Here is an 18,561-nt window from a genome sequence, read left to right on the forward strand (position 1 = left end):
ACGAGCCTGCTGACGATGATCAGTCTGCTATGGACGGTCCGGCACTCCGACGTTTGGGACGTGCTCCCGGAGGTATCGAAGTGCTGTGTGGTTGCCAGGGAACACGGGTGTCTACCTTCCCCAGGACGACACGGCGCTCCTGATCGACGCGATGCTGCTCGCGCCGATCCCGCGTGGTGCGCGCGTGCTCGACATCGGCACTGGTTCGGGCGCGCTCGCCCGAGCGGCAGCGGACTGCGGCGCCGCCGAAGTCACGGCGCTGGACGTGTCCTGGCGCGCGTTGGCGGCGGCGTTCGTCAACACCAGGCTCAGCGGGCGGCGCGTGCGGCTCCGGCACGGGGACATCCGGAAGTGCTTGCCCGGCAGGCACTTCGACGTGGTGCTCGCCAACCCGCCCTACGTCCCCTGTGGACGCGGCGCGCCGGGCAGGCACTCCCCCGCCCGCGCGTGGGACGCCGGGCCGGACGGCAGGGCGGTGCTCGACCCGCTGTGCGACCGCGCGCCAGGATTGTTGTCCCCCAAGGGAATGATGCTCATGGTGCACTCGACGCTGTGCGATCCGGAAAAAACCCTGGTCCGCCTGCGCGACGGAGGCCTGAAGGCGGCCGTCGTCGCCCGCGCCCGCTGCCCGTTCGGCCCGGTGATGAGCAGCCGCGCGGACTGGTTGGAGCGCGCCGGGTTGATCGAGCCGGGACAGCGCGACGAGGAGCTGGTGGTGATCCGTGCCGACCGAACCCGCTGAGCAGCCCCGCCGCGCACGCATGGTGCGCGGCGGCCCGCTGATGATCGAAGGTCCCGTCGAGCTCGTCGACGCCGACGGCAACACCGTGCTGTGCGAACGCTTCCAGGTCGCGGTCTGCATGTGCCGCAGGAGCAAGCGCTACCCGATCTGCGACACCAGCCACCGCCCCCGCAAGTCACCTGAGAAGTGAAGTGCGCCCCTGAGTCCAGCAGCCCATGACGTGGTCCGCGAGGTGGGTCTCCAGCAGCTCGGTCGCCTGGATGCCCAGCACCACGTCGGCGGCCAGTTCCGGTTCGCGCTCAAGGAGATCGCCGAGCACGTCGTGCCGCAGCACCTGCTCGTGCACCGCGTCGGCCTCGATGTGCTCGGTGTAGAAGCGGATGCACACCGGGTGGGCTCCCATGCGCTCCAACGCTTTCTCCATCCGCTGTGCCGCCGGGGCCGTCGTGATCTCCGCCGCCGCGAAGTGCCCCACCAGCGCTCCGCGCAGTCCCCGGTGCAATCCGAACAGCGACATCATGTTCACCACCGCCAACGCGGCCGCCGGAACGTCGTCGATGTAGGCCAGGTACCCGGAGTCCAGCCCCGCTCCGTCCATCAGGTCCGCGAACAGCCGCGAGTGCATCCGCTCCGCCCGCCCACCGCCGAACTCGTCGTACTCCACCGCCACCAAGGCCGCCTTCGCCTTTCCGCTCAGACGCGGCAACACCCAGGCGTGCGGATCGGCTTCCTTCAGGTGGTAGAGCGAGCGGTGCACGAAGAACTCCCGCATCTGCCACCACTCGCCTTCGTCGCAGAGGTACCCCGAGACCCCCGAGCTGTCCACCAGCAAGCCGTCCACCTCCCCCCACACGTCGTCCCCGCCCGGCACGTCGCGCCGCAACGCCCCCAGAAAGGCGTCTTCGAGCACCGCCCGGAACCGCAACAGCTCCGGGTCCCACTCCCACGCCGCGTCCACCCCGGGAAACCCCTGGTAGTGCAGCTCGTAGCAGGTGTACAACGCGAGCTGCAGGTCACGCTCGTAGGCCGCGACGGGCACACACGGCAGTGCCGCCCCGGCCGGCGCTCCGGCGAGCGTCGCGAACAGGGCCTCGGTCAGCGGGCCGACCGGCTTCGGCAACGTGCGAGTGGTAGTCACAGGCTCGGACTACCCCCGAGAAGTCCTGTTGAGACGTACCACTTCCGTCAGAACGGCGCCGGTTCCGCGATGGGTTCGAGTTCGGTGTCATAGGTGCGCTCGGCCGGTGTGGTCCACCGATGGGTGCCGTCGTCGAGGTTCTCGCACCGCCAGTTGGAGTGGGTCTTCATGGTGTGGTGGTGTCGGCATTTCGGCCGGAGGTTCCGGATGGTGGTGTTCGTTCCGTCGAACGGGCGGCAGTGGTCGAGGTCGCAGCGGTGTGACGGCTGCTGGCACCCGATCGCTGTGCAGCGCGGGTACCGGGCGTTAATCAACTCTCGCTGCTTCGGCGACGGCCGATAGGCGTCACTGACCTCCTCTGCCATCCCAGTGACCGGGTCGGTCAGGATCCGCTTCCAGACCCCGCCTGCCGCGATGTCCTGCGCGACATGGGTCGGGATCGGCCCGTACCCCGCCAGCATGCCCGGATCATCGGTCAACCCGAGCAGCGCCGTGACGGGCATCGTCAGATACACCATCGTCTGCCCCTGCGGCGCCGCAGTATCGAGACCCAGCAACAGATCCCGCGCCACATCCGCCCGCTTCTGATCCAGGGTCCGGTCATCCTTCGGCAGGGACTTCGCGATCCGATCGATGTGATCGAAAGCCATCGCCGTGTCATGCGCGGTCATCGTGTGACGCAGCTCGGCCATGCCGTCATCCAGGTTGATCTTCTCCACCAGACGCCGCTTGCGCTTCTCCTCATGACGAGCATCAGCGGCCTTCGGGTCCAACTTGTGGATCAACGTCTGAGCACGCCGCCGGATCGAGGTGTAAGTACGAGTCGGGGCGTACTCCAGCAGATTCGCCTCGGCGATCGAAGCGTTGGGCTCCTTCAAGATCCGCACCTGGTCCACGATGAGCAACGCCTTGCTCTCATCGATCTTCCCGGCCGACAGGGCCGCAAGCACTCGGGGACGCTCGGTCAACTCCGAGGCATTGGACAAGATCCGATCAGCACCACGTCGCGAGATGTGCAGGGCACAGGCAATCTCATTCTGCACAAACCGATAGTCACGATCATCGGCGGCGACGTGGAATGTGATCAAGGCTGTGGCGAGTTCCGCTTTCGCATGACAAAGAGCGGCCTGTTTCGCCTCAACCTCAACAAGAAGTTCATCGAGGGTCATACCCCCAATTCTACCCGCAAATAATAGTCGATCATAGCTCTAAAGAATGAATTCCCAGGCGCCCGCAACCCCGAAAACGCAACCCCCACCAAACGCAAGACGCCAACACAACTGGTCGGCTTTACCTGGGGTGCGCGTGCCATACGCTTGCCCGCGTGGGCCGGTGATCCTTCACCGTGCCCGTCCGGCCCATGACGGCACGCGCAAGGGGCCCCCAGGTCAAGCCGACCCCCACGCTGGAAATCAGCTACGAAACAAACCCAGGCATCGGATACCCAGCCATCAACTCCGAAACCTCCAGAGCGATCTTCTCGGCATCCTCACCAGAAACAGCCCGATCAATCCACCCGGCCAACAACCGCATCTCCTCCACGCCCAAACCCCGCGTGGTCACAGCCGCGGTCCCCAACCGAATCCCCGAGGGATCAAAAGGCTTCCGCGTGTCGTACGGAACCGTGTTGTAGTTCAGCTCGATCCCGGCCAGATCCAACGCCTGAGCCGCAGGCTTGCCCGCGATCCCCTTCGACGTCAGATCAATGAGAATCAGGTGGTTGTCCGTCCCACCGGAAACCAGGTCGAACCCGCGCTCCACCAAAGCCGCGGCGAGCGCGGAAGCGTTCTCCACCACCGCGTGCGCGTAGGTCGAGAACGACGGCTGAGCGGCCTCACCCAACGCGACAGCGATCGCGGCGGTCGTGTGGTTGTGCGGGCCGCCTTGCAAGCCGGGGAACACGGCCTTGTCGATCGCCTTGGCGTGCGCGGCATCCGTCATGATCATCGCGCCGCGCGGGCCGCGGAGCGTCTTGTGCGTGGTGGTCGTGATGACCGGGGCGTGCCCGACCGGCGAGGGGTGCGCGCCACCGGCGATGAGGCCCGCGATGTGCGCGATGTCGGCGACGAGGACGGCGCCGACCTCCTCGGCGATCGCGGCGAAGGCGGGGAAGTCGATGGTGCGCGGGATCGCGGTGCCACCGCAGAAGATGAGCTTGGGCCGCTCGGCCAGCGCGAGGTCGCGGACCTCGTCCATGTCCACGCGGCCGGTGTCCTGGCGCACGGTGTAGCGCACGCTGGAGAACCACTTGCCGGTGGCCGAGACGCTCCAGCCGTGGGTGAGGTGGCCGCCCATCGGCAGCGCCATGCCCATGACCTTCTCGCCGGGCTCCAGGAACGCCAGGTACGCGGCGAGGTTGGCGGGCGAGCCGGAGTACGGCTGCACGTTGGCGTGCTCGACGCCGAAGACCTGCTTCGCGCGCGCGACGGCGAGCTGCTCGACCTGGTCGATGACCTGCTGGCCCTCGTAGTACCGGCGGCCCGCGTAGCCCTCGGAGTACTTGTTCGTCAGCACCGTGCCGGTCGCTTCGAGCACGGCGGTGGAGACGTAGTTCTCGGAGGCGATCAGCCGGATCTTCTCGAACTGGCGCTGCGCCTCCGCGTGCACCAGCTCGGCGACCTGCGGGTCGGCGGCGGTGAGCGTGGGGATGTTCGGTTCGTGCACGACGACCTCCGGGCGTGACAGCACGCCGCGGAGGCACCCAGGCGCGCGGCGCGCTCCGACTTCCCGCTCCCCGGTGGTTGACCCCACCCTCGGCGCGCCAGTCGCGAACACCCGCATCGTAGGTGGTGGATCACCGCGCGCGGGCGCCGGGTTCGAGCACGCCGCGCAGCTCAGCCGCCGAGCCGACCAGCCACGTCACGCCCGCCGCGACGAGCTGGCCGGGTTGGTCGACGCCGAAGGTGACCCCGGCCGCGCGCATCCCGGCGGCGGAGGCCATCAGGGCGTCCTCGACGGCGTCCCCGACGACGACGCAGTCCTGCGCGGCGATCCCGAACGTGCGCGCCGCCAGCAGCGCCGGGTCGGCGTAGGGCTTGCCGCGCGGGGTCATCCAGCTCCCGACGACGAGGTCGACCGCGTCGCGAAGCCCGGCCGCCGAGAGCAGTTCCTCCGCCCCCGACCTGGTGCGGCCGGTGATCACGGCGAGGCAGTGGCCGGATTCGCGCAGGCCGCGCAGCAGCTCGGTAATCCCGGGGAACACCAGTCGCGCCGCGTCGGGAAGAACGCGTTCGCGGAACAGTTCCTGGAAGCGGTGCACCGAGAGCCGCACCAGCCCGTGTCCGGGCGGCAGGCCCAGCAGTCGCGCGAACGCGGGCTCCATCGGGAGGTCCGCACAGGCCCGAACGCGGTTCGCCGGGGGCATCGGCCGCCCCGAACGCGCCACCACGCGGCGGAGCAGCGGCGCCGACGCGGTCGGCGTGTCGAGCAGCGTGCCGTCCAGGTCGAACAGCACGGCCGCGCATTCAGCCATTCAGGACTCCGCTCGAAAAGAATCGGCCGTGGCCGAAATCCAGATACGCAGACGACCTCATCGGATCACCTTCGGTCAAATCAGGCCCTGTTATCCTTTCCGCCGTGCGGAAATCCGAGGCGGGCTCGACCGTCGCCGCTGAACGCGCCCTGCGGCTGTTGCGCTTGCTCGCGGGCAATGGCGAGATCCGCTTGACGGAGCTGAGCAGGGAACTCGGGTTGCCGCATTCCACGACGCACCGGCTGCTGGCCACCCTGCGCCAGGAGGGCTTCGCGCTCCAGGACTCCGTGAGCAGGCGCTACGTCGCGGGTCCCGGCATGTGGGAGCTGGGCTGGCTGCTGGACCCGCACGGCCTGCGCCTGGCCGCGCGCCCGCACCTCACCGCGCTCGCGGCGGAGTTCGGCGAGTCGGTGCAGCTCGTGGTGCTCCAGGGCCGCTACGTCGAGTTCCTGGACGGGGTCGAGTCCGACCGGCTGGTCAAGCACGGGACGCGCCTGGGCCGCCCGCTGCCGTCACACCTGGTCAGTGCCGGTAAGGCGATGCTCGCCCGGCTGCCGGAGCCGATGGTGGACCGGCTCTACCCGGAGGAGGAGCTGATCACCATGACCCCGGCCAGCGTGCGCACGAAGTCCGCGCTGCTCGGCCAGCTGCGGCTGGCCCGGGAGCGCGGCTACGCGACCAACATCGGCGAGACCGAGCCGGAGGTGTGCGCGGTGGGCGCGGCCGTGGTGGACCGCTACGGCCGCGCGCGGTGCGGGCTGGTGGTGGCGGGCCCGGACAACCGCCTGCTGCCGGAGGACCTGCCGGTGGTCGGCGAACGGGTCGCCGACCACGCCCGGCTCATCGCCGAGGAACTGCGATTCGCCGATGTCACCGACCGACTCCGGTGACCGCTTCGGTTTCCCGGAGAATTCATGCGGAATATCGCTGCGATAATTCCTGGAGTTGCTCCAGCTTGACCCTGACACCGGCGTCAACGTCTATCGTCGAGCTGTGACCACGCATCTCCAGGTAGTGCTGCCGGACGAGTCCGCCGAGATGGACCCGCACCAGTTGGCCGAGCTTGCCGTGCTGGCGGAGCGGCTCGGCTACGGCGCTGTGTGGCTGCCCGACCACCTGCTCCCGCCCGGCCCGTACGGCGGCGGCCGCTACGGCGGTGTCTACGAGCCGCTGGTGTCGCTGTCCTTCATCGCGGCGCGCACGAGCACGATCGGCCTGGGCACCTCGGTCCTCGTGCTGCCGATGCGCAGCCCGTTCGTCGTGGCGAAGCAGGCCGCCACCCTCGACCGCCTCTCGCGGGAGCGGTTCACGCTGGGGGTCGGGGTCGGCTGGGAACGCGCCGAGTTCGCCGCCGTCGGCTCGGACTTCGGCAGCCGGGGCGCGCGCACGGACGAGGCGATCTCCTTGCTGCGCAAGCTCTTCGACGGCGAGCACGAGGAAGGGGTGTTCGAGCCGCGCCCGCGCAGGCGCCTGCCGATCATGGTCGGCGGCACCAGTGAACCGGCCCTGCGCCGAGCCGCTGCGCTGGCCGACGAGTGGCAGGCGGTCGGCCTCTCCCCCGCGCGGTTCGCCGAGCGCTTGGCACGGTTGCGCGAGCTGGGCGGTGAGAAGGTCCGCGCGACCACGCGACTGGCCTGGGAGGGCGGGCGCGACCAGCTCGCGCAGGCCGTCGAAGAGACCCAGGCCCTGGTTGAGGCCGGAGCCGAGGCGGTCGCGGTGTGGTTCGGCTCCCACGAGGGCTTCGCCGACCGCATGGCCGAGTTCGCGCAGGCGCAGGCACAGCGGTGACAGGACCAGCGGTGACCGGCTCCTTCCCGTCCCGCGCCGTTCGCGGGATCACCGTGAGTTCCCGGCGCGGTGCCAACTGCGCGCCGAACTTCGTGCAGTTCACCGTGGACTTCGAGCCGCTCGACGCTCCCGGCCACGAGTTCGTCGCCGACCTGGACTACGGGCACGACGAGTACGACGCCGAGACCCACCGGGAGTGCGCGCCGTCGATCATGGACGGAATCCTGCTGAACCTCGTCGGCGCGGAGAAGAACGACGACCTCCCCCTCCCCGTCGATCGGTTGGACGGCTCTGCGGACGGCCCGGTGATCGCGGTGCGCGTGGTGCTCACCAGCGTCCGGTACCACGCCGTCGACTACTCGTCCTACGCGCACCGCCACGCGGGATGGCGCGCGGCAGCGGAGGCACGGCGCGTGCTCGCGGGGGAATCAGCCGCTGGCGGCGGTGGTTGAACAGGGCATGAAGCTTCCCGGCCCGAACCACCCCATCACCGTGACGCCATCCTCCGACCACGTGGTCGTGCGCGTGGGCGAGCGCGTCATCGCCGACACGTCGAAGTCCTTGGTGCTCCAGGAATCGACCTATCCGGCGGTGCGCTACGTCCCGCTCGCCGACGTGGACCAGTCGCAGCTGCGGCGCACGGAGACGAGCACGCACTGCCCGTACAAGGGCGACGCCGGGTACTACACGATCACCGGCGAGCCCGAGCTGACCGACGTGGTGTGGTTCTACGAGCAGCCCTACGAGGCCGTGCGGGAGATCGCGGGCCATGTGGCCTTCTACGCATCACACGTGTCCGTCACCGTTGACTGATCGCGACGTGGCACCATCCTCTCCTCACCACATCGTGCGTAAGGAAGACCGATGACCTCGTCGAACGACCTCGGCCCCATGCCCCCGCTCCCGGACCACCAGCCGCAGGCGCGACCGGGCGCCTCGTTCGGGAAGTGCGTGCTCGCGGCGCTGGTGTGGTTCGGCGTCGTGCTCGTGGTCCTGTTCGCCACGCTGGGCGCGCCCGGGTCGGCCTCCGCCCTGGGTCTGGTCGTCGGCCGGATGCTGGTGCCGTTGCTGCTCGCCGCGCTCTTCACCTGGTTGATCTTCCGGCGCAGGCCGACCGGCTTCGGCGTCTTGCTCGTCACGTCGCTGCCGTTCTTCGTCCTCCTCTCGTTCGTCTTCGGGGTGCTGCGCGTGGTCGGCCAGTCCCGGGGTGTCAGCTGAGCTCGTAGTCCAGCCACACCCGGTGCGTGCCGTCCTGCTCGACGGTCAGGCCGCCGGTACCGGTGATGCCCGCCAGCTCACCGGTACCGCTGCCGGGCACGATGACGAAGTGCTCGCCCGAGCGGTCGGTGCCGGTCGTCGTCGCCGAGTGCGCGAAGTTGAACGCGCCGGAGCGGCCGTGCACCGTGCCCTCGAACGACTCCATGGCCACGTAGGTGCCCACTCCGGTCTCGTGGTCGAAGGCCGAGGTGAACAGCGTCGCCGCGCGGCCGCTGATCTCGCCGTCGAAGGCCTTCTCCATGGTGGCCACCGAGACCGGAACTCCGGTGGCCACGGCTGGGCTCAGTTCGGTCGGCACGAAGGCGGTGACGCTGAAGGTCGCGTTGGCTCTCATGCGGCGATCGTAGGTGCGGGGTCCGACACTAGGCTGGCCCGATGACAACCGCAGTGATCACCGGGGCGGCGGGCGGCATCGGCCTCGCGCTCGCCGAAGCCTTGCACGCCAAGGGAAACCGGCTCGTGCTGGCCGACGTCGACGCGGATGCGCTCACGGCGGCGGCGGACCGCCTCGGCGCGAGCGGAGTGGTCGCCGACGTCGCCGATCCGGCCGCGATGGAGTCACTGGCCGAGCGGTCCGGGGACGCGCGGCTGATCTGCCTCAACGCGGGGATCGTCGGCAGTGCGGTCGGCGCGCCGTGGGAGGTTCCGGCCGAGGACTGGGACCGCGTGTTCTCGGTGAACGTCAGCGGTGTCGTCAACGGGCTGCGCGCGTTCGTGCCGCGCCTGCTCGCGTCGGGCGAACCGGCCCACGTCCTCGTCACCGCGTCGCTCGCCGGGCTGACCGTGTTCCCCGCCGGAGGCGCCTACGGGCCGTCCAAGCACGCGGTCGTCGCGCTCGTCCAGCACACCGCGCTGGCGTTGGAGGACACGCCGGTGCGGGTGAGCATGATCTGCCCGGCGCTCGTCGCGACCGGTATGTCGAAGGAGGGCGTGGCGGCCGCCGATGTGGCCGCCGAAGCGCTCAAGGCGATCGACGACGGTGTCTTCGCCGTCGTCCCCCGGGAGTGGCAGCCCGCCGTCGTCGACCGCGCTCAGCGCGTCGCGGCCGGGTTGGCACCGACGTTCCCCGGCAGCTGAGTCAGTTCGCCTGCCAGTGGCGACCGCGGCGGGGGCGCCAGTGCCGACCTCGCCGCGAGCGCTCCTTCTGGCCGCGCTCGGCGAACTCCGCCGCGGTGATCCGCATCAGCACCAGGTAGTTGATCCGCCCGCGCAGCACCTCGGTGTCGCGCACCCGCCCCGCCTCGTGGAACCCGAGGATGCCGTGCAGCGACAGCGAAGCCACGTTGCCGCCGTGGATGCTCACCTCGCACGCGTCGTAGCCGTGCCGTTCGAACATGAACCCCAGCAGCGTCGTGATCGCGTCGCCCGCGTACCCGCAGCGCCGGTGCTGCGCGCCGACCCCGATCCCGTAGCTGAAGCGGTCCCCGTCGTGGATCGTCCACATCGAGCCGACGAGCATGCGGCTGCGCAGGGTCTCGATCGCGAAGTGGACGTCCTCGCCGGAGTCGTCCGTGCGGTGCGCCGCCCAGTGCCGGTAGCCACCGACCCGCGTCGCGCCCCGGTCGAAGCCGCGGAGGGTGCGGTCGTCGGAGGGCGTGACGTCCCGGAGCCGGACCTTGTGGCCGGTGATGCCGGAGAGCTGGGTGATCATCAGCAGCGATGGTAATGGGCGGCGGGTTGTGGGGCAGTCCTGCTTTCGGTTCTCGTCGTTGGTCCTTTCGGTGGACGCGCGGTTTTGCGGCGTTACGTCGTGGCTCGTGACGTTTCGAGTGGTGATCACCCCGGCGATTCAGTGCGCTGGCGGTGCGAGAAACCGTCGAACGGCGCCGTTCTGACACGTTCGGGTGTTTGGCGTGTCCGTGACGGCATGCGGGGGAGGTCGTCCGGATCATGACGGTAGGCGTTCAGCCACCGGGTGCCCACCGTCCTCTGTGGACGGTGGGCACCCGGGCATCAGCCCGTCGAAACACCGGAAGAGAGCAGCACCGCGTGTCAGTCGAACACCTCACCGTCTCCACCCGCTCCGCGAACGACTCCTGGCTGGTCGCCCTGGCCGGAGCGGTGGACCTGGCCTCGCGACAACTCTTCCTCTCCGCGCTCGACGAAGCGGCGGCCAGGAGCGAGGGCGCGGTGGTGCTCGACATGACCTCGGTGAGCTTCATGGGCTCGACCGCGTTGCACGGCCTCGTCCGGCTTCAGCGAACCCTGCGGGACCAGCGGCGCGACCTGCGCCTTGTCGCGGTGCACGAGGCGGTGCTGATGCCGCTGCGGATCACGGGGCTGGACGTGGAGTTCGCGATCAGAGCCCCTTGAGGTAGCCGGAGTCGACGGCGAACTCCGCGCCGGTGGTGCTCGCCGACCTCGGAGAAGCCAGCAGCGCCACTGCGTCGGCGATCTCCTGCGGGTCGGCGAGCCTGCCGGTGCTGAGGCTCATCATCTGCGGCGCCAGGGTGTCCATCACCGTGTCGCGGTCGCTGTCGGCCATGGCGGCGATCGTGTCGGCGGCGCCGCCCTCGTCGGTCCACCACGCGGTGCGCACGGGGCCGGGCGAGACGGTGTTGACGCGGACGCCCTTCGGGGCGAACTCCTCGGACAGGACCTTGGTGAGGTTGTTCATCCCCGCCTTCGCCGCGCCGTAGTCGGCGTTCATCGGCGACGGCTGGCGGGCGTTGCCGGAGGAGACGTTGACGATCGAGCCGCCTCCGGCCTCCAGCATCACCGGCAGCACAGCGCGGATCGCCCGCACCGCCAAGAACAGGTTGAACTCGAACACCGCCTGCCACTCGGCGTCGGAGGCGTCCAGGAACGACGGGCGCGGCATCGTCACCCCTGCCGGGACGCCTCCGGCGTTGTTCACCAGCACGTCGACGCCGCCGAAGGCCCTGACGGCCTCGGCGACCACGCGGGCCGGGGCCTCCGGGTCCATCAGGTCGGCCGTGACGTGCAGCAGGTCGGGGCCGGACAGCGCGTCCAGGTCGGCGGTGCGGCTCCTCGACACCGCGACCACCCTGGCGCCCTCGGCCAGCAGCGTCCTGGTCACCGCGAGTCCGATGCCCTTCGACGCGCCGGTGACGACTGCGACCGAGCGGTCGAGCTTGAGATCCATGACAGTCCTTCTCGTTGACTGGTGGGACCGCTCAATGTTGTTCGGCGGCAACGAGAAAGTCCGGCGCGAATCGGCCGTCGCCGCGCAGTTGGGCGGCTGATTCCCGCCAGCACCCGCTTGTCCTAAGGTGATCGTCGTGAGCTGGGTGAAGAGTCCGATCGGGGTGCACGCCCAGCGGTGGTCGACCCTGTCCGGCACCCGCAAGGTGCTCTTCGTGGTGCACACGGTCACCTCGGCGAACCGGTTGCTGGACCTGGTGCCGCTGTTCGACTCCGACCTCCGCGTGCAACTGGTCTTCACCTGTCCGCAGGCCTCGGCGATCACCGGAGGCGTCGTCGAGTGCTTCGCCGAACTGGGCGTCCTCGCCGTGCCGTGGGAGCAGGCGCTGGACACCGACTTCGACCTGGCGATCACCGCCAACCACAGCGGGAAGCTGCACGAGATCCGCGCGCCGCTCATGATCGTCTCGCACGGCGTCGGTTACTCGAAGAACTCCGGGGACAAACAGACCTACGGCTTGTCAGCGCCGTGGCTGCTGCGTGAAGGGCGCGTGGTCGCGGACGCACTGGTGCTCTCGCACACCGAGCAGCTGGATCGGCTCGCGGTCGCCGTGCCTGAGGCGCTCGCCTCAGCGGTCGTCGCCGGAGATCCGACGCTCGACCGCATCCGCGCCAGTCGGCCGCTGCGCACGCGGTACCGCGAAACCCTTGGTGTGAAGCCGAACCAGCGCCTGGTCGTGGTCTCCTCCACGTGGTCCTCGCGGTCGCTGTTCGGCTCGTGGCCGGACCTGTTCCGCCAGCTCCTCGCGGAACTTCCTCTTGATGACTACGTTGTGGCCGGGATCTTGCACCCGCACGTGTGGTTCGGTCATGGTCCGCACCAGATTCGCCTGTGGTTGGCGGATTGCGTTCGCGCTGGGCTCGTTCTGGTTCCGCCGTTGGAGGGTTGGGGCGCTGCGCTCATCGCCGCCGATCTGGTCATCGGGGACATCGGCGCGACAACGGCTTACGGTGCGGCGCTCGACCTGCCCGTGGTGTTGGCCGCCTACCCGGAGGACGATGTGGCGATGGGGTCCTGTGTGGACGTTCTGGGGATGAGCGCGCCGCGCCTGGACCCGGGCCGATCCCTGCGAGCTCAGGTTGAGGAGGCGCTCTCGTACTTCGTCCCCGGGGAGCTGCAGAAGGTGGCCGATCTGATCAGCTCCTATCCCGACGAAGCCGCTTCGCGCCTCCGAGCGCGTGCGTACGAGCTGCTCGGGCTGTCGGAGCCGACTCGTGGCGTGCTGATACCGCCGCTCCGACTCGAACCGTCTACAAAGGACGAAGTGGCGGCGTACTTCGTCACGGCCGACCTCAAGCGGTATCCGGCGGACGTGTTCTCCGGCAGGCTCCTCGACGCGCCAGTGCTCGACGATCCACACCTTGTCGTGCACGCCGAGCACCCGGACCGGGCGTTGCGCTCAGCGGCCGACATCGTGTTCTGCCAGGACGACGTGCAGGCGGCGACGTTGTTCGACGACCTGTCCTGTCGACTCGTCGCGGTGATCGACCGCTGCGAGGTCCGTCATCGCGACGGGCGGGTGTTCCGCTACGACGGGCCTGATCTGCTCAGGTACACCTCGGAGATCTACCTGCGCGTCACAGGCCGAGGGCCAGCCTGAGTCTCTGCACGGCGGTATCGCACTCTTTGACGATGTCCTTGTGAGCCAAGCGTTCAGCGACCTCACGGAGTGCCAAGACAGTGTCGAGTTCGCTGCGCATCGATCCTTCTGCCGCGAAGATTGCCACGGCGGCGAACAACGCCTCCTCGGCCTCCTGGTCACGGCGCAGGCCCGCAAGCGCCATGCCTCGCACGAGCAGCACCTTCGCCTTGTTGTCGGATTCTGTGCTGCCGTCGAAGAACTCCCCCGCCGACGCCGCGTGTGTCAGCGCGGCCTCGAACTGGGTCTGCTTCAGGCGCAGCCGCGCTCGTTGAAGCTCCAGCAGCGCGAGCATTCGAGGCTGTTCCGCCTCCGGCGCGAGCCGAGCCGCTGCCTCGGAGGCGTCGTAGAAGGCGGCTGCCTCGTCGTAGCGGCCGAGCCGGAAGCAGATCTTGCCGCGCCATTCGAAGGCGCTCTGCTCGCCGATGTGGCCTGCCGGTCCGGGCACCTGCCGAGCCGACTCGGCGGACGCAGCGAACAACTTCTCCGCGCGTGCCCACTCGCCGAGCGCGAAGTACACGGACCCGAGCTGCGAAGCCATCCTCATCTTCACGATCGGCTCCTTCGCGACCGCGAAACCGATCTCGTGGGTGCGCCGCCAGTCCTCGTAGTGGCCGTGCAGGTGGTAGAGGCCCCACAACGCCTCGCAGAACTGCCACACCAAGTCGTCGAAGCCGTGCTTCTCGGCCAACAGCACGACTCTGAGCAGGGTCTCCCGCTTGTCCTCCAACTCGGCGAGCAGGACCTTGCGCTTCTCCGGTCCGGCAAGCGCCACGGGCTCGCGGTAGCGCGGACCGATCCGCGGGCGCGAGGACAGCTGGGCGTCGCGGTGCACGGTGAAGTCCAGGTAGTGCTCAACGATCCGTTGGGCGATCTCGGTGTCATCGGTGAGTTCTCGCGCCGCACGGGCGCGCGCGTGCCAGAACACCGTGGGGTCGAAGCGATAGCCGTCGTCATCGCCGTTGAGGAGGTGGAACTGGACCAGTTCGTCCAGCACGTCCTCGGTGTCCTCTGTGGACAGTCCGAGCAGGGCTCGCGCTGCCTCGAAGTCGAACCTGGCGCCGGGGTGCAGGCCGAGCTTCACGTACGCCGCCGCGGTGCGGGGCTCCAGCGTCGACAACAGCACGTCCAGCCTCGTGCCCATCTTCTCCATGACGTCCCCCTCCAGCGCCATCGGTCCCAGCTCCACGAATCGCCGCGTGATGCGCTCGGCGCGGTGCGGGCGCTCGACGATCTGAGCCGCGAGCAGGCCGATCAGCAGCGGGGAACCTCCGCAGGCCAGCACGACTTTCTCTTCCACCGTGGACGAAGCCGTGCGGGTGAGCCGCCGAAACAGCTCAAGGGCGTGAACGTTGTCGAGCCCGGCGACCAAGATCGGCTGGAAGCCGTCGGTCTCCAACGCGCCGATCGTGCGAGCGCTGATCACGACCAGCGCGGACCCCGACTGCTCCACGATGAAGGGATCGACCTGGGCGCGGGTGGTGACGCCGCGCAGCACCATCAGAACGTCACGCGTCCTCAAGATCGTGCGCAGCCGCGTCCGCTTCTGAGCGAAGGAGGTGAGTTCGCCGACGGGCTCGCCCAAGTCGATGAGCGCGTTGCGCACCGCGGCATCCACGCTTCCGACAGCGTTCGGGCCGCCGTACTCGACCAGGATGGAGCCATCGGGGAAGAAGCTCTCCTCCTGGTCCGCCGCGAACTTGTTGATCATCTCCATGCGGCCGCAGCTGTCCGGTCCGTACACCATGACGCGGGCGAGGCGCTGCTCCTTCCCGGACCTCGCGGAGATGACCTCGTCCAACATCCGCTGGCGCGACTCGACCCGGTTCACGAACTCCCGGCGCGGCGGGGCCAGCGCTCGCGGCACGGCCCCGTGCCCGTCGCCGCTGTTCGAGTTCGTCACGTCGCCGCTCACGGAGCGCACCCTACCGAGCCCGCTCCGCACACGTCGGGAAAGCCGCGCGGAAGCTGGTTGGATACGCCCAGCCCGCCCGCACATCTAGGAGTTCGCCCATGTCCTGGTCCGATGTGGCCGTTGCGGCGGCCGACGGAATCGCCCCGCCGACGGGAAGTCCGGTGCCGCACGCACCGGGCGGCAATGCTGGAGCGAGCGGTCAGGGTGACGAAACGGCTGGCACGTGGACAGACAGCGCGGTGCGACGACGAGCAACCTGCCCGCCGGATCGGTGTACTCGACGGTGATCGAGGAATCGTTAGAAGGAACCGTGAACCCGGGTAGCTTCGCTCTGACCTTTGTGGACGGTCCTCCGCGCTCACCACGTGACGGGCAGCGATTCGGGCGGGGCTTCGGCGGAGCCGTGCCGCAGGCGGATCTCTTCGGCGGGCACTGCCAGGCGCAACCCCGGAACCCTGCGCGTCAGGACCTCAAGGGCCACTTCGAGTTCGAGGCGAGCGAGCGCGGCTCCGACGCAGAAGTGCGGGCCGTGGCCGAAGGAGAGGTGCCGCGCGCCGTCCCGCGAGGGCGAGAAGCTCTCCGGGTCGTCGAAGACCTCCGCGTCGCGGTTGGCCGAGGCGACCGACACCAGGACGACGTCACCGCTGCGGATCTGGGCCCCTCCCAACGAGACGTCGGCGATCGCGCGCCGGGAGCGCAGGGCGTCGCCGAAGGTCGCGAAGCGGAGAAGTTCCTCCAGCAGAACGGGATTCGCCGGGCTCACGCGTCCACAGTGGACGAGGAGGGTGAGCACGGCGCCACCGATCCCGGCCACCATCGTCTCGTAGCCGGTCACCAGCAGCGTCGCCACGAGCTTCACCACGGCGATGTCATCGGCCTCGTCGGCGACCAGTGCCGCGATCAGCCCCTCGCCGGGCGACGCACGGGCGGCCTTCACCTGCGCGTGCACGTTGTCGAGGAGGTCGCGCTGAGCCTGCGAGACCTCCTCGTCGGAGAAGCAGCTCACCGACAGCACGGCCTGGGCCCAGTGCGCGTAGCGGCGGTTCTCCGCGACGGAAACGCCCAGCAGCGCGCAGATCACCGACATCGCCAACGGCTCCGCGAAGGCCGACATGAGGTCGCCGCCCGGTTCGAGGTCGTCGAGCAGGCGCTCTGCCAGCTCCACGACACCGGGGCGCAGCGCGGCGATGCGGCGCGGGGTGAAAGCTCCGGCCAGCCGAGCCCGCAACGCCGTGTGCTCCGGCGGATCGGTGGTGAACAGCAGCCCGTCCAGCAGCTCTCCGCGCCGGGTCCGCGCGGCGCCGCCGTCGAGCAGCGCGCGCTTGCTGAAACGGGGGTCGGCCAGCACCAGCTTCGCGTCGGCGTAGCGGGTGACCAGCCACGCGAGGTCTCCGCTCGGCAGGCGGACGCGGCAGACCGGGCGGTCGCGGCGCAGCTCGCGGTAGGCGGGCGCGGGTTCGGTCAGCCCCGCCCTCGGCAAGGGGAAGGGAACAACCACCGCGCGCCCTCCAGATCGGTCCACCGCTCAGCCGCCGCGGTGGATCGCCCACCCCCGGCCGCGCAACCAGCTCTCCGCGCGTTCCCTGGCCGTGGCCAGCTCGACGGTCATCACGATCACCGGCACCCGCCCGGGGCCCAGCGGCACCGGCCCGGTGACCGGCTCCGCCCCGAAGAACCGCGCCGCGGGGCTGGCCGAGGCCAGACTGGTGAGCACCAGCCTACGGGCCCCGGTGCGCGCGCCCCACCACGAGAGCGCGGCGTGCACGAGCGTGGCCGAGACGCCAAGGGAGCGGTGGCTCGGGACCACGACCTCGCGGCCCACCACGGCGAAGGCGCCGGAGGTGACCACCTCGTCGGGCAGCAGCTCGCGCAGGTCGCCGAAGTCGTCCCGGACCTCGCCCCAGGCCAGGGTGTTGGGCACGATCCGCATGCCGCCGACGGGAAGTTCTGGAGCTTGCGCCTTGTGCTCGTGGCACAGGAACTGGGCCGCGCGTTCGTCGTAGGCGTCCCACGCGGTGACGCCGATCCGGCGCAGGGTGGGCTCGTAGTGCCGCTGGCGCATGTCGAGCACTTCTTTTCGCCGCGGCAGGCTGTTCGCCACGCGGAGCACGAGTTCGCGGTCCTGTTTCCGGTAAACCGCGATCCGCGGGTCGAGGGCATCGAAGGCCGCCGCACTCCGATCGAACAGGTCTTTCTCACGCGGCATTTACTTAACGTATTCCGGGAGCACCCTCGGCGGCCAGCAACCAACACTAAGGATTCCCATAGAGTATGCCTTGGAGACCAGCGCGGGCCGGTTGGAGACGCCGAGCTTCCTGAACATCGTGCTGACGTGGTATTCCACGCCCTGCCTGCTCAGGTAGAGCCGGGAGGCCATCTCCACGGCGGAGACTCCGGCGGCCACCCCCTCCAGGATGCGGGCGTCGAGGTCGGTGAGGATCTTCGCCTGGTCCACCGGCGGCCGCGCGTCCCGCTGGTCGTCGGTCTCCGGGCGGACCACCACGACCACCGCGCCGACCCTGCCGTCGGGGGCGTGCGCCGCGATGCCGGTCAGCTCACCGGTGAAGACGGTGCCGTCGGGGCGCATGGCCACCATCCGGTCACCGAAGCTGGTGCGCTGCCCGTCCACCAGCCTGCTCAGCTGGCGGCGCAGGTTGGACTCCACGCTCGGGTGCAGGAAGTCCTGGAACCGGCGGCCGTGCACGGTGGCCGAACGCCTGCCGAACTGCCGGAAGAAATCGGCGTTGGCATCGCGGACGCGCAATTCCGGGTCGAGATTCGCCATGCACATGCCGGAGCGCTCGAAAAGCGGCTTGTAGAGGTCGACCTGCCGCGACAGCGGTGCCGGGGACCAGCGTTTCGGCAGCTCAGCCGGGACCCGCCCGATACCTTCTCCGGCGATGTCTCTTGCCATGACAGTCATCAGAACCACCCCAACTTCAGGCACACATCCAGATTTGCCTTCGACCGCGCGGGAAGTGCTTCTCCGCTCTCGGTCACAAAACGAAGACTATGTATTCACTCGAACGGCTTCAACGGGCAGACGGACGAACCCCTAACACTGTGGTCCGACGGTTCGGAAGGTTCGGTGCACCGGTGCGGCACCGGTGGTTCGGTACGGTCGCCCGCTGCACGCAAAGATCGCGCAAGAACTCGTTTCCGCAGCTCAGCGGCATGAACGGGCGGTTCTGCCGGCCGCGCGGGCGATCAGTGCGGATGCGGTTGTAGCTCCCCCGGTTCAGGCGGTGTAGTTCTGCGGGATGACTCCCAATGACAATTCCAGGTGAAGTCCGCGTGGCCGGTCGTCGGGTGTCGCCGCTCACCCATCAGAAAAGTCGAATCATCCTCAAGTTCGGGCTGCGCCCAGCCGGGCATCCGGACACCGCGGAGCGGGCTCACCGCCCCCGCGACCAGCACTCCCGG

21 protein-coding genes and 1 riboswitch are annotated in these 18,561 nt (G+C 69.3%); of the genes, 10 read left to right on the top strand and 11 right to left on the bottom strand.

All coding sequences use genetic code 11. From position 1 onward, the window contains the following. The first annotated feature begins 85 nt into the window (after positions 1 to 85). Together ABD798_RS25605 and ABD798_RS25610 are read left to right on the top strand one after the other, a co-directional pair. Entirely contained in the window at positions 86 to 742 is a 657-nt protein-coding gene (locus ABD798_RS25605) for a HemK2/MTQ2 family protein methyltransferase (RefSeq protein WP_344879658.1), read from the top strand. After that, entirely contained in the window at positions 723 to 932 is a 210-nt protein-coding gene (locus tag ABD798_RS25610) for a CDGSH iron-sulfur domain-containing protein (protein ID WP_425549264.1), read from the top strand. The genes ABD798_RS25605 and ABD798_RS25610 overlap by 20 nt, the downstream gene beginning before the upstream one ends. Here ABD798_RS25610 and ABD798_RS25615 read toward each other — a convergent pair. The 4 genes from ABD798_RS25615 to ABD798_RS25630 form a co-directional block, all read right to left on the bottom strand. Further along, a complete protein-coding gene (locus ABD798_RS25615; protein ID WP_344879661.1) occupies positions 918 to 1,880 on the bottom strand; it encodes an iron-containing redox enzyme family protein in 963 nt (320 codons plus the stop codon). The genes ABD798_RS25610 and ABD798_RS25615 overlap by 15 nt on opposite strands. 47 nt (positions 1,881 to 1,927) lie before the next feature. Further along, a complete protein-coding gene (locus ABD798_RS25620; protein ID WP_344879664.1) occupies positions 1,928 to 3,049 on the bottom strand; it encodes an HNH endonuclease signature motif containing protein in 1,122 nt (373 codons plus the stop codon). A 247-nt stretch (positions 3,050 to 3,296) separates the two neighbouring features. Beyond that, entirely contained in the window at positions 3,297 to 4,568 is a 1,272-nt protein-coding gene (locus tag ABD798_RS25625) for a serine hydroxymethyltransferase (RefSeq protein ID WP_425549265.1), read from the bottom strand. Between the two features lie 4 nt (positions 4,569 to 4,572). Further along, a riboswitch (ZMP/ZTP riboswitch) is annotated at positions 4,573 to 4,659 on the bottom strand. A gap of 15 nt (positions 4,660 to 4,674) precedes the next feature. Next, complete coding sequence (locus ABD798_RS25630) at positions 4,675 to 5,352, bottom strand: HAD family hydrolase (RefSeq protein ID WP_344879667.1); 678 nt, start codon at positions 5,350 to 5,352, stop codon at positions 4,675 to 4,677. Between the two features lie 104 nt (positions 5,353 to 5,456). Between ABD798_RS25630 and ABD798_RS25635 the strand changes: the two genes are divergently transcribed. From ABD798_RS25635 to ABD798_RS25655, 5 genes are all read left to right on the top strand, one after another. Continuing rightward, positions 5,457 to 6,242, top strand: a complete 786-nt coding sequence (locus ABD798_RS25635) for an IclR family transcriptional regulator (RefSeq protein WP_344879670.1) — start codon at positions 5,457 to 5,459, stop codon at positions 6,240 to 6,242. Between the two features lie 103 nt (positions 6,243 to 6,345). After that, a complete protein-coding gene (locus ABD798_RS25640; protein WP_344879673.1) occupies positions 6,346 to 7,140 on the top strand; it encodes a TIGR03619 family F420-dependent LLM class oxidoreductase in 795 nt (264 codons plus the stop codon). Between the two features lie 11 nt (positions 7,141 to 7,151). After that, complete coding sequence (locus tag ABD798_RS25645; RefSeq protein WP_344879676.1) at positions 7,152 to 7,592, top strand: hypothetical protein; 441 nt, start codon at positions 7,152 to 7,154, stop codon at positions 7,590 to 7,592. Between the two features lie 7 nt (positions 7,593 to 7,599). Continuing rightward, complete coding sequence (locus ABD798_RS25650) at positions 7,600 to 7,953, top strand: DUF427 domain-containing protein (protein WP_344879679.1); 354 nt, start codon at positions 7,600 to 7,602, stop codon at positions 7,951 to 7,953. A 51-nt stretch (positions 7,954 to 8,004) separates the two neighbouring features. Then, on the top strand, positions 8,005 to 8,358 hold the full coding sequence (locus ABD798_RS25655; protein ID WP_344879682.1) for a hypothetical protein: 354 nt from the start codon (positions 8,005 to 8,007) through the stop codon (positions 8,356 to 8,358). On the opposite strand, the gene ABD798_RS25660 is transcribed toward ABD798_RS25655, so the two are convergent. Then, positions 8,351 to 8,752, bottom strand: a complete 402-nt coding sequence (locus ABD798_RS25660) for a DUF3224 domain-containing protein (protein ID WP_344879685.1) — start codon at positions 8,750 to 8,752, stop codon at positions 8,351 to 8,353. The two genes, ABD798_RS25655 and ABD798_RS25660, sit on opposite strands and share 8 nt — an antisense overlap. A 41-nt stretch (positions 8,753 to 8,793) precedes the next feature. Between ABD798_RS25660 and ABD798_RS25665 the strand changes: the two genes are divergently transcribed. Next, a complete protein-coding gene (locus ABD798_RS25665; protein WP_344879688.1) occupies positions 8,794 to 9,495 on the top strand; it encodes an SDR family NAD(P)-dependent oxidoreductase in 702 nt (233 codons plus the stop codon). Position 9,496: 1 nt separating this feature from the next. On the opposite strand, the gene ABD798_RS25670 is transcribed toward ABD798_RS25665, so the two are convergent. Further along, a complete protein-coding gene (locus ABD798_RS25670; RefSeq protein WP_344879691.1) occupies positions 9,497 to 10,069 on the bottom strand; it encodes a GNAT family N-acetyltransferase in 573 nt (190 codons plus the stop codon). Positions 10,070 to 10,407: 338 nt separating this feature from the next. On the opposite strand from ABD798_RS25670, the gene ABD798_RS25675 reads away from it, so the two are divergent. Continuing rightward, on the top strand, positions 10,408 to 10,731 hold the full coding sequence (locus tag ABD798_RS25675; RefSeq protein WP_344879693.1) for an STAS domain-containing protein: 324 nt from the start codon (positions 10,408 to 10,410) through the stop codon (positions 10,729 to 10,731). Here ABD798_RS25675 and ABD798_RS25680 read toward each other — a convergent pair. Continuing rightward, the gene (locus tag ABD798_RS25680) at positions 10,718 to 11,524 is read right to left on the bottom strand and encodes an SDR family NAD(P)-dependent oxidoreductase (RefSeq protein ID WP_344879696.1); all 807 of its coding nucleotides are present in this window, start codon (positions 11,522 to 11,524) and stop codon (positions 10,718 to 10,720) included. The genes ABD798_RS25675 and ABD798_RS25680 overlap by 14 nt on opposite strands. A gap of 136 nt (positions 11,525 to 11,660) precedes the next feature. On the opposite strand from ABD798_RS25680, the gene ABD798_RS25685 reads away from it, so the two are divergent. Beyond that, positions 11,661 to 13,184 (top strand): glycosyltransferase family 28 protein, encoded by a 1,524-nt coding sequence (locus ABD798_RS25685; RefSeq protein WP_344879699.1) that lies wholly within the window; start codon positions 11,661 to 11,663, stop codon positions 13,182 to 13,184. Here the strand turns inward: ABD798_RS25685 and ABD798_RS25690 are convergent. The 4 genes from ABD798_RS25690 to ABD798_RS25705 form a co-directional block, all read right to left on the bottom strand. Beyond that, the gene (locus tag ABD798_RS25690; protein ID WP_344879702.1) at positions 13,162 to 15,138 is read right to left on the bottom strand and encodes a tetratricopeptide repeat protein; all 1,977 of its coding nucleotides are present in this window, start codon (positions 15,136 to 15,138) and stop codon (positions 13,162 to 13,164) included. The genes ABD798_RS25685 and ABD798_RS25690 overlap by 23 nt on opposite strands. A gap of 358 nt (positions 15,139 to 15,496) precedes the next feature. Then, positions 15,497 to 16,636, bottom strand: a complete 1,140-nt coding sequence (locus ABD798_RS25695; RefSeq protein ID WP_344879705.1) for a cytochrome P450 — start codon at positions 16,634 to 16,636, stop codon at positions 15,497 to 15,499. 27 nt (positions 16,637 to 16,663) lie between these two features. Then, entirely contained in the window at positions 16,664 to 17,344 is a 681-nt protein-coding gene (locus ABD798_RS25700; protein ID WP_344879708.1) for a hypothetical protein, read from the bottom strand. Further along, positions 17,345 to 18,052, bottom strand: a complete 708-nt coding sequence (locus ABD798_RS25705) for a helix-turn-helix transcriptional regulator (protein WP_344879711.1) — start codon at positions 18,050 to 18,052, stop codon at positions 17,345 to 17,347. Positions 18,053 to 18,561: the final 509 nt, after the last annotated feature.

The organism is Allokutzneria multivorans (genome assembly GCF_039537405.1).
GTDB classification, from domain to species: domain Bacteria; phylum Actinomycetota; class Actinomycetes; order Mycobacteriales; family Pseudonocardiaceae; genus Allokutzneria; species Allokutzneria multivorans.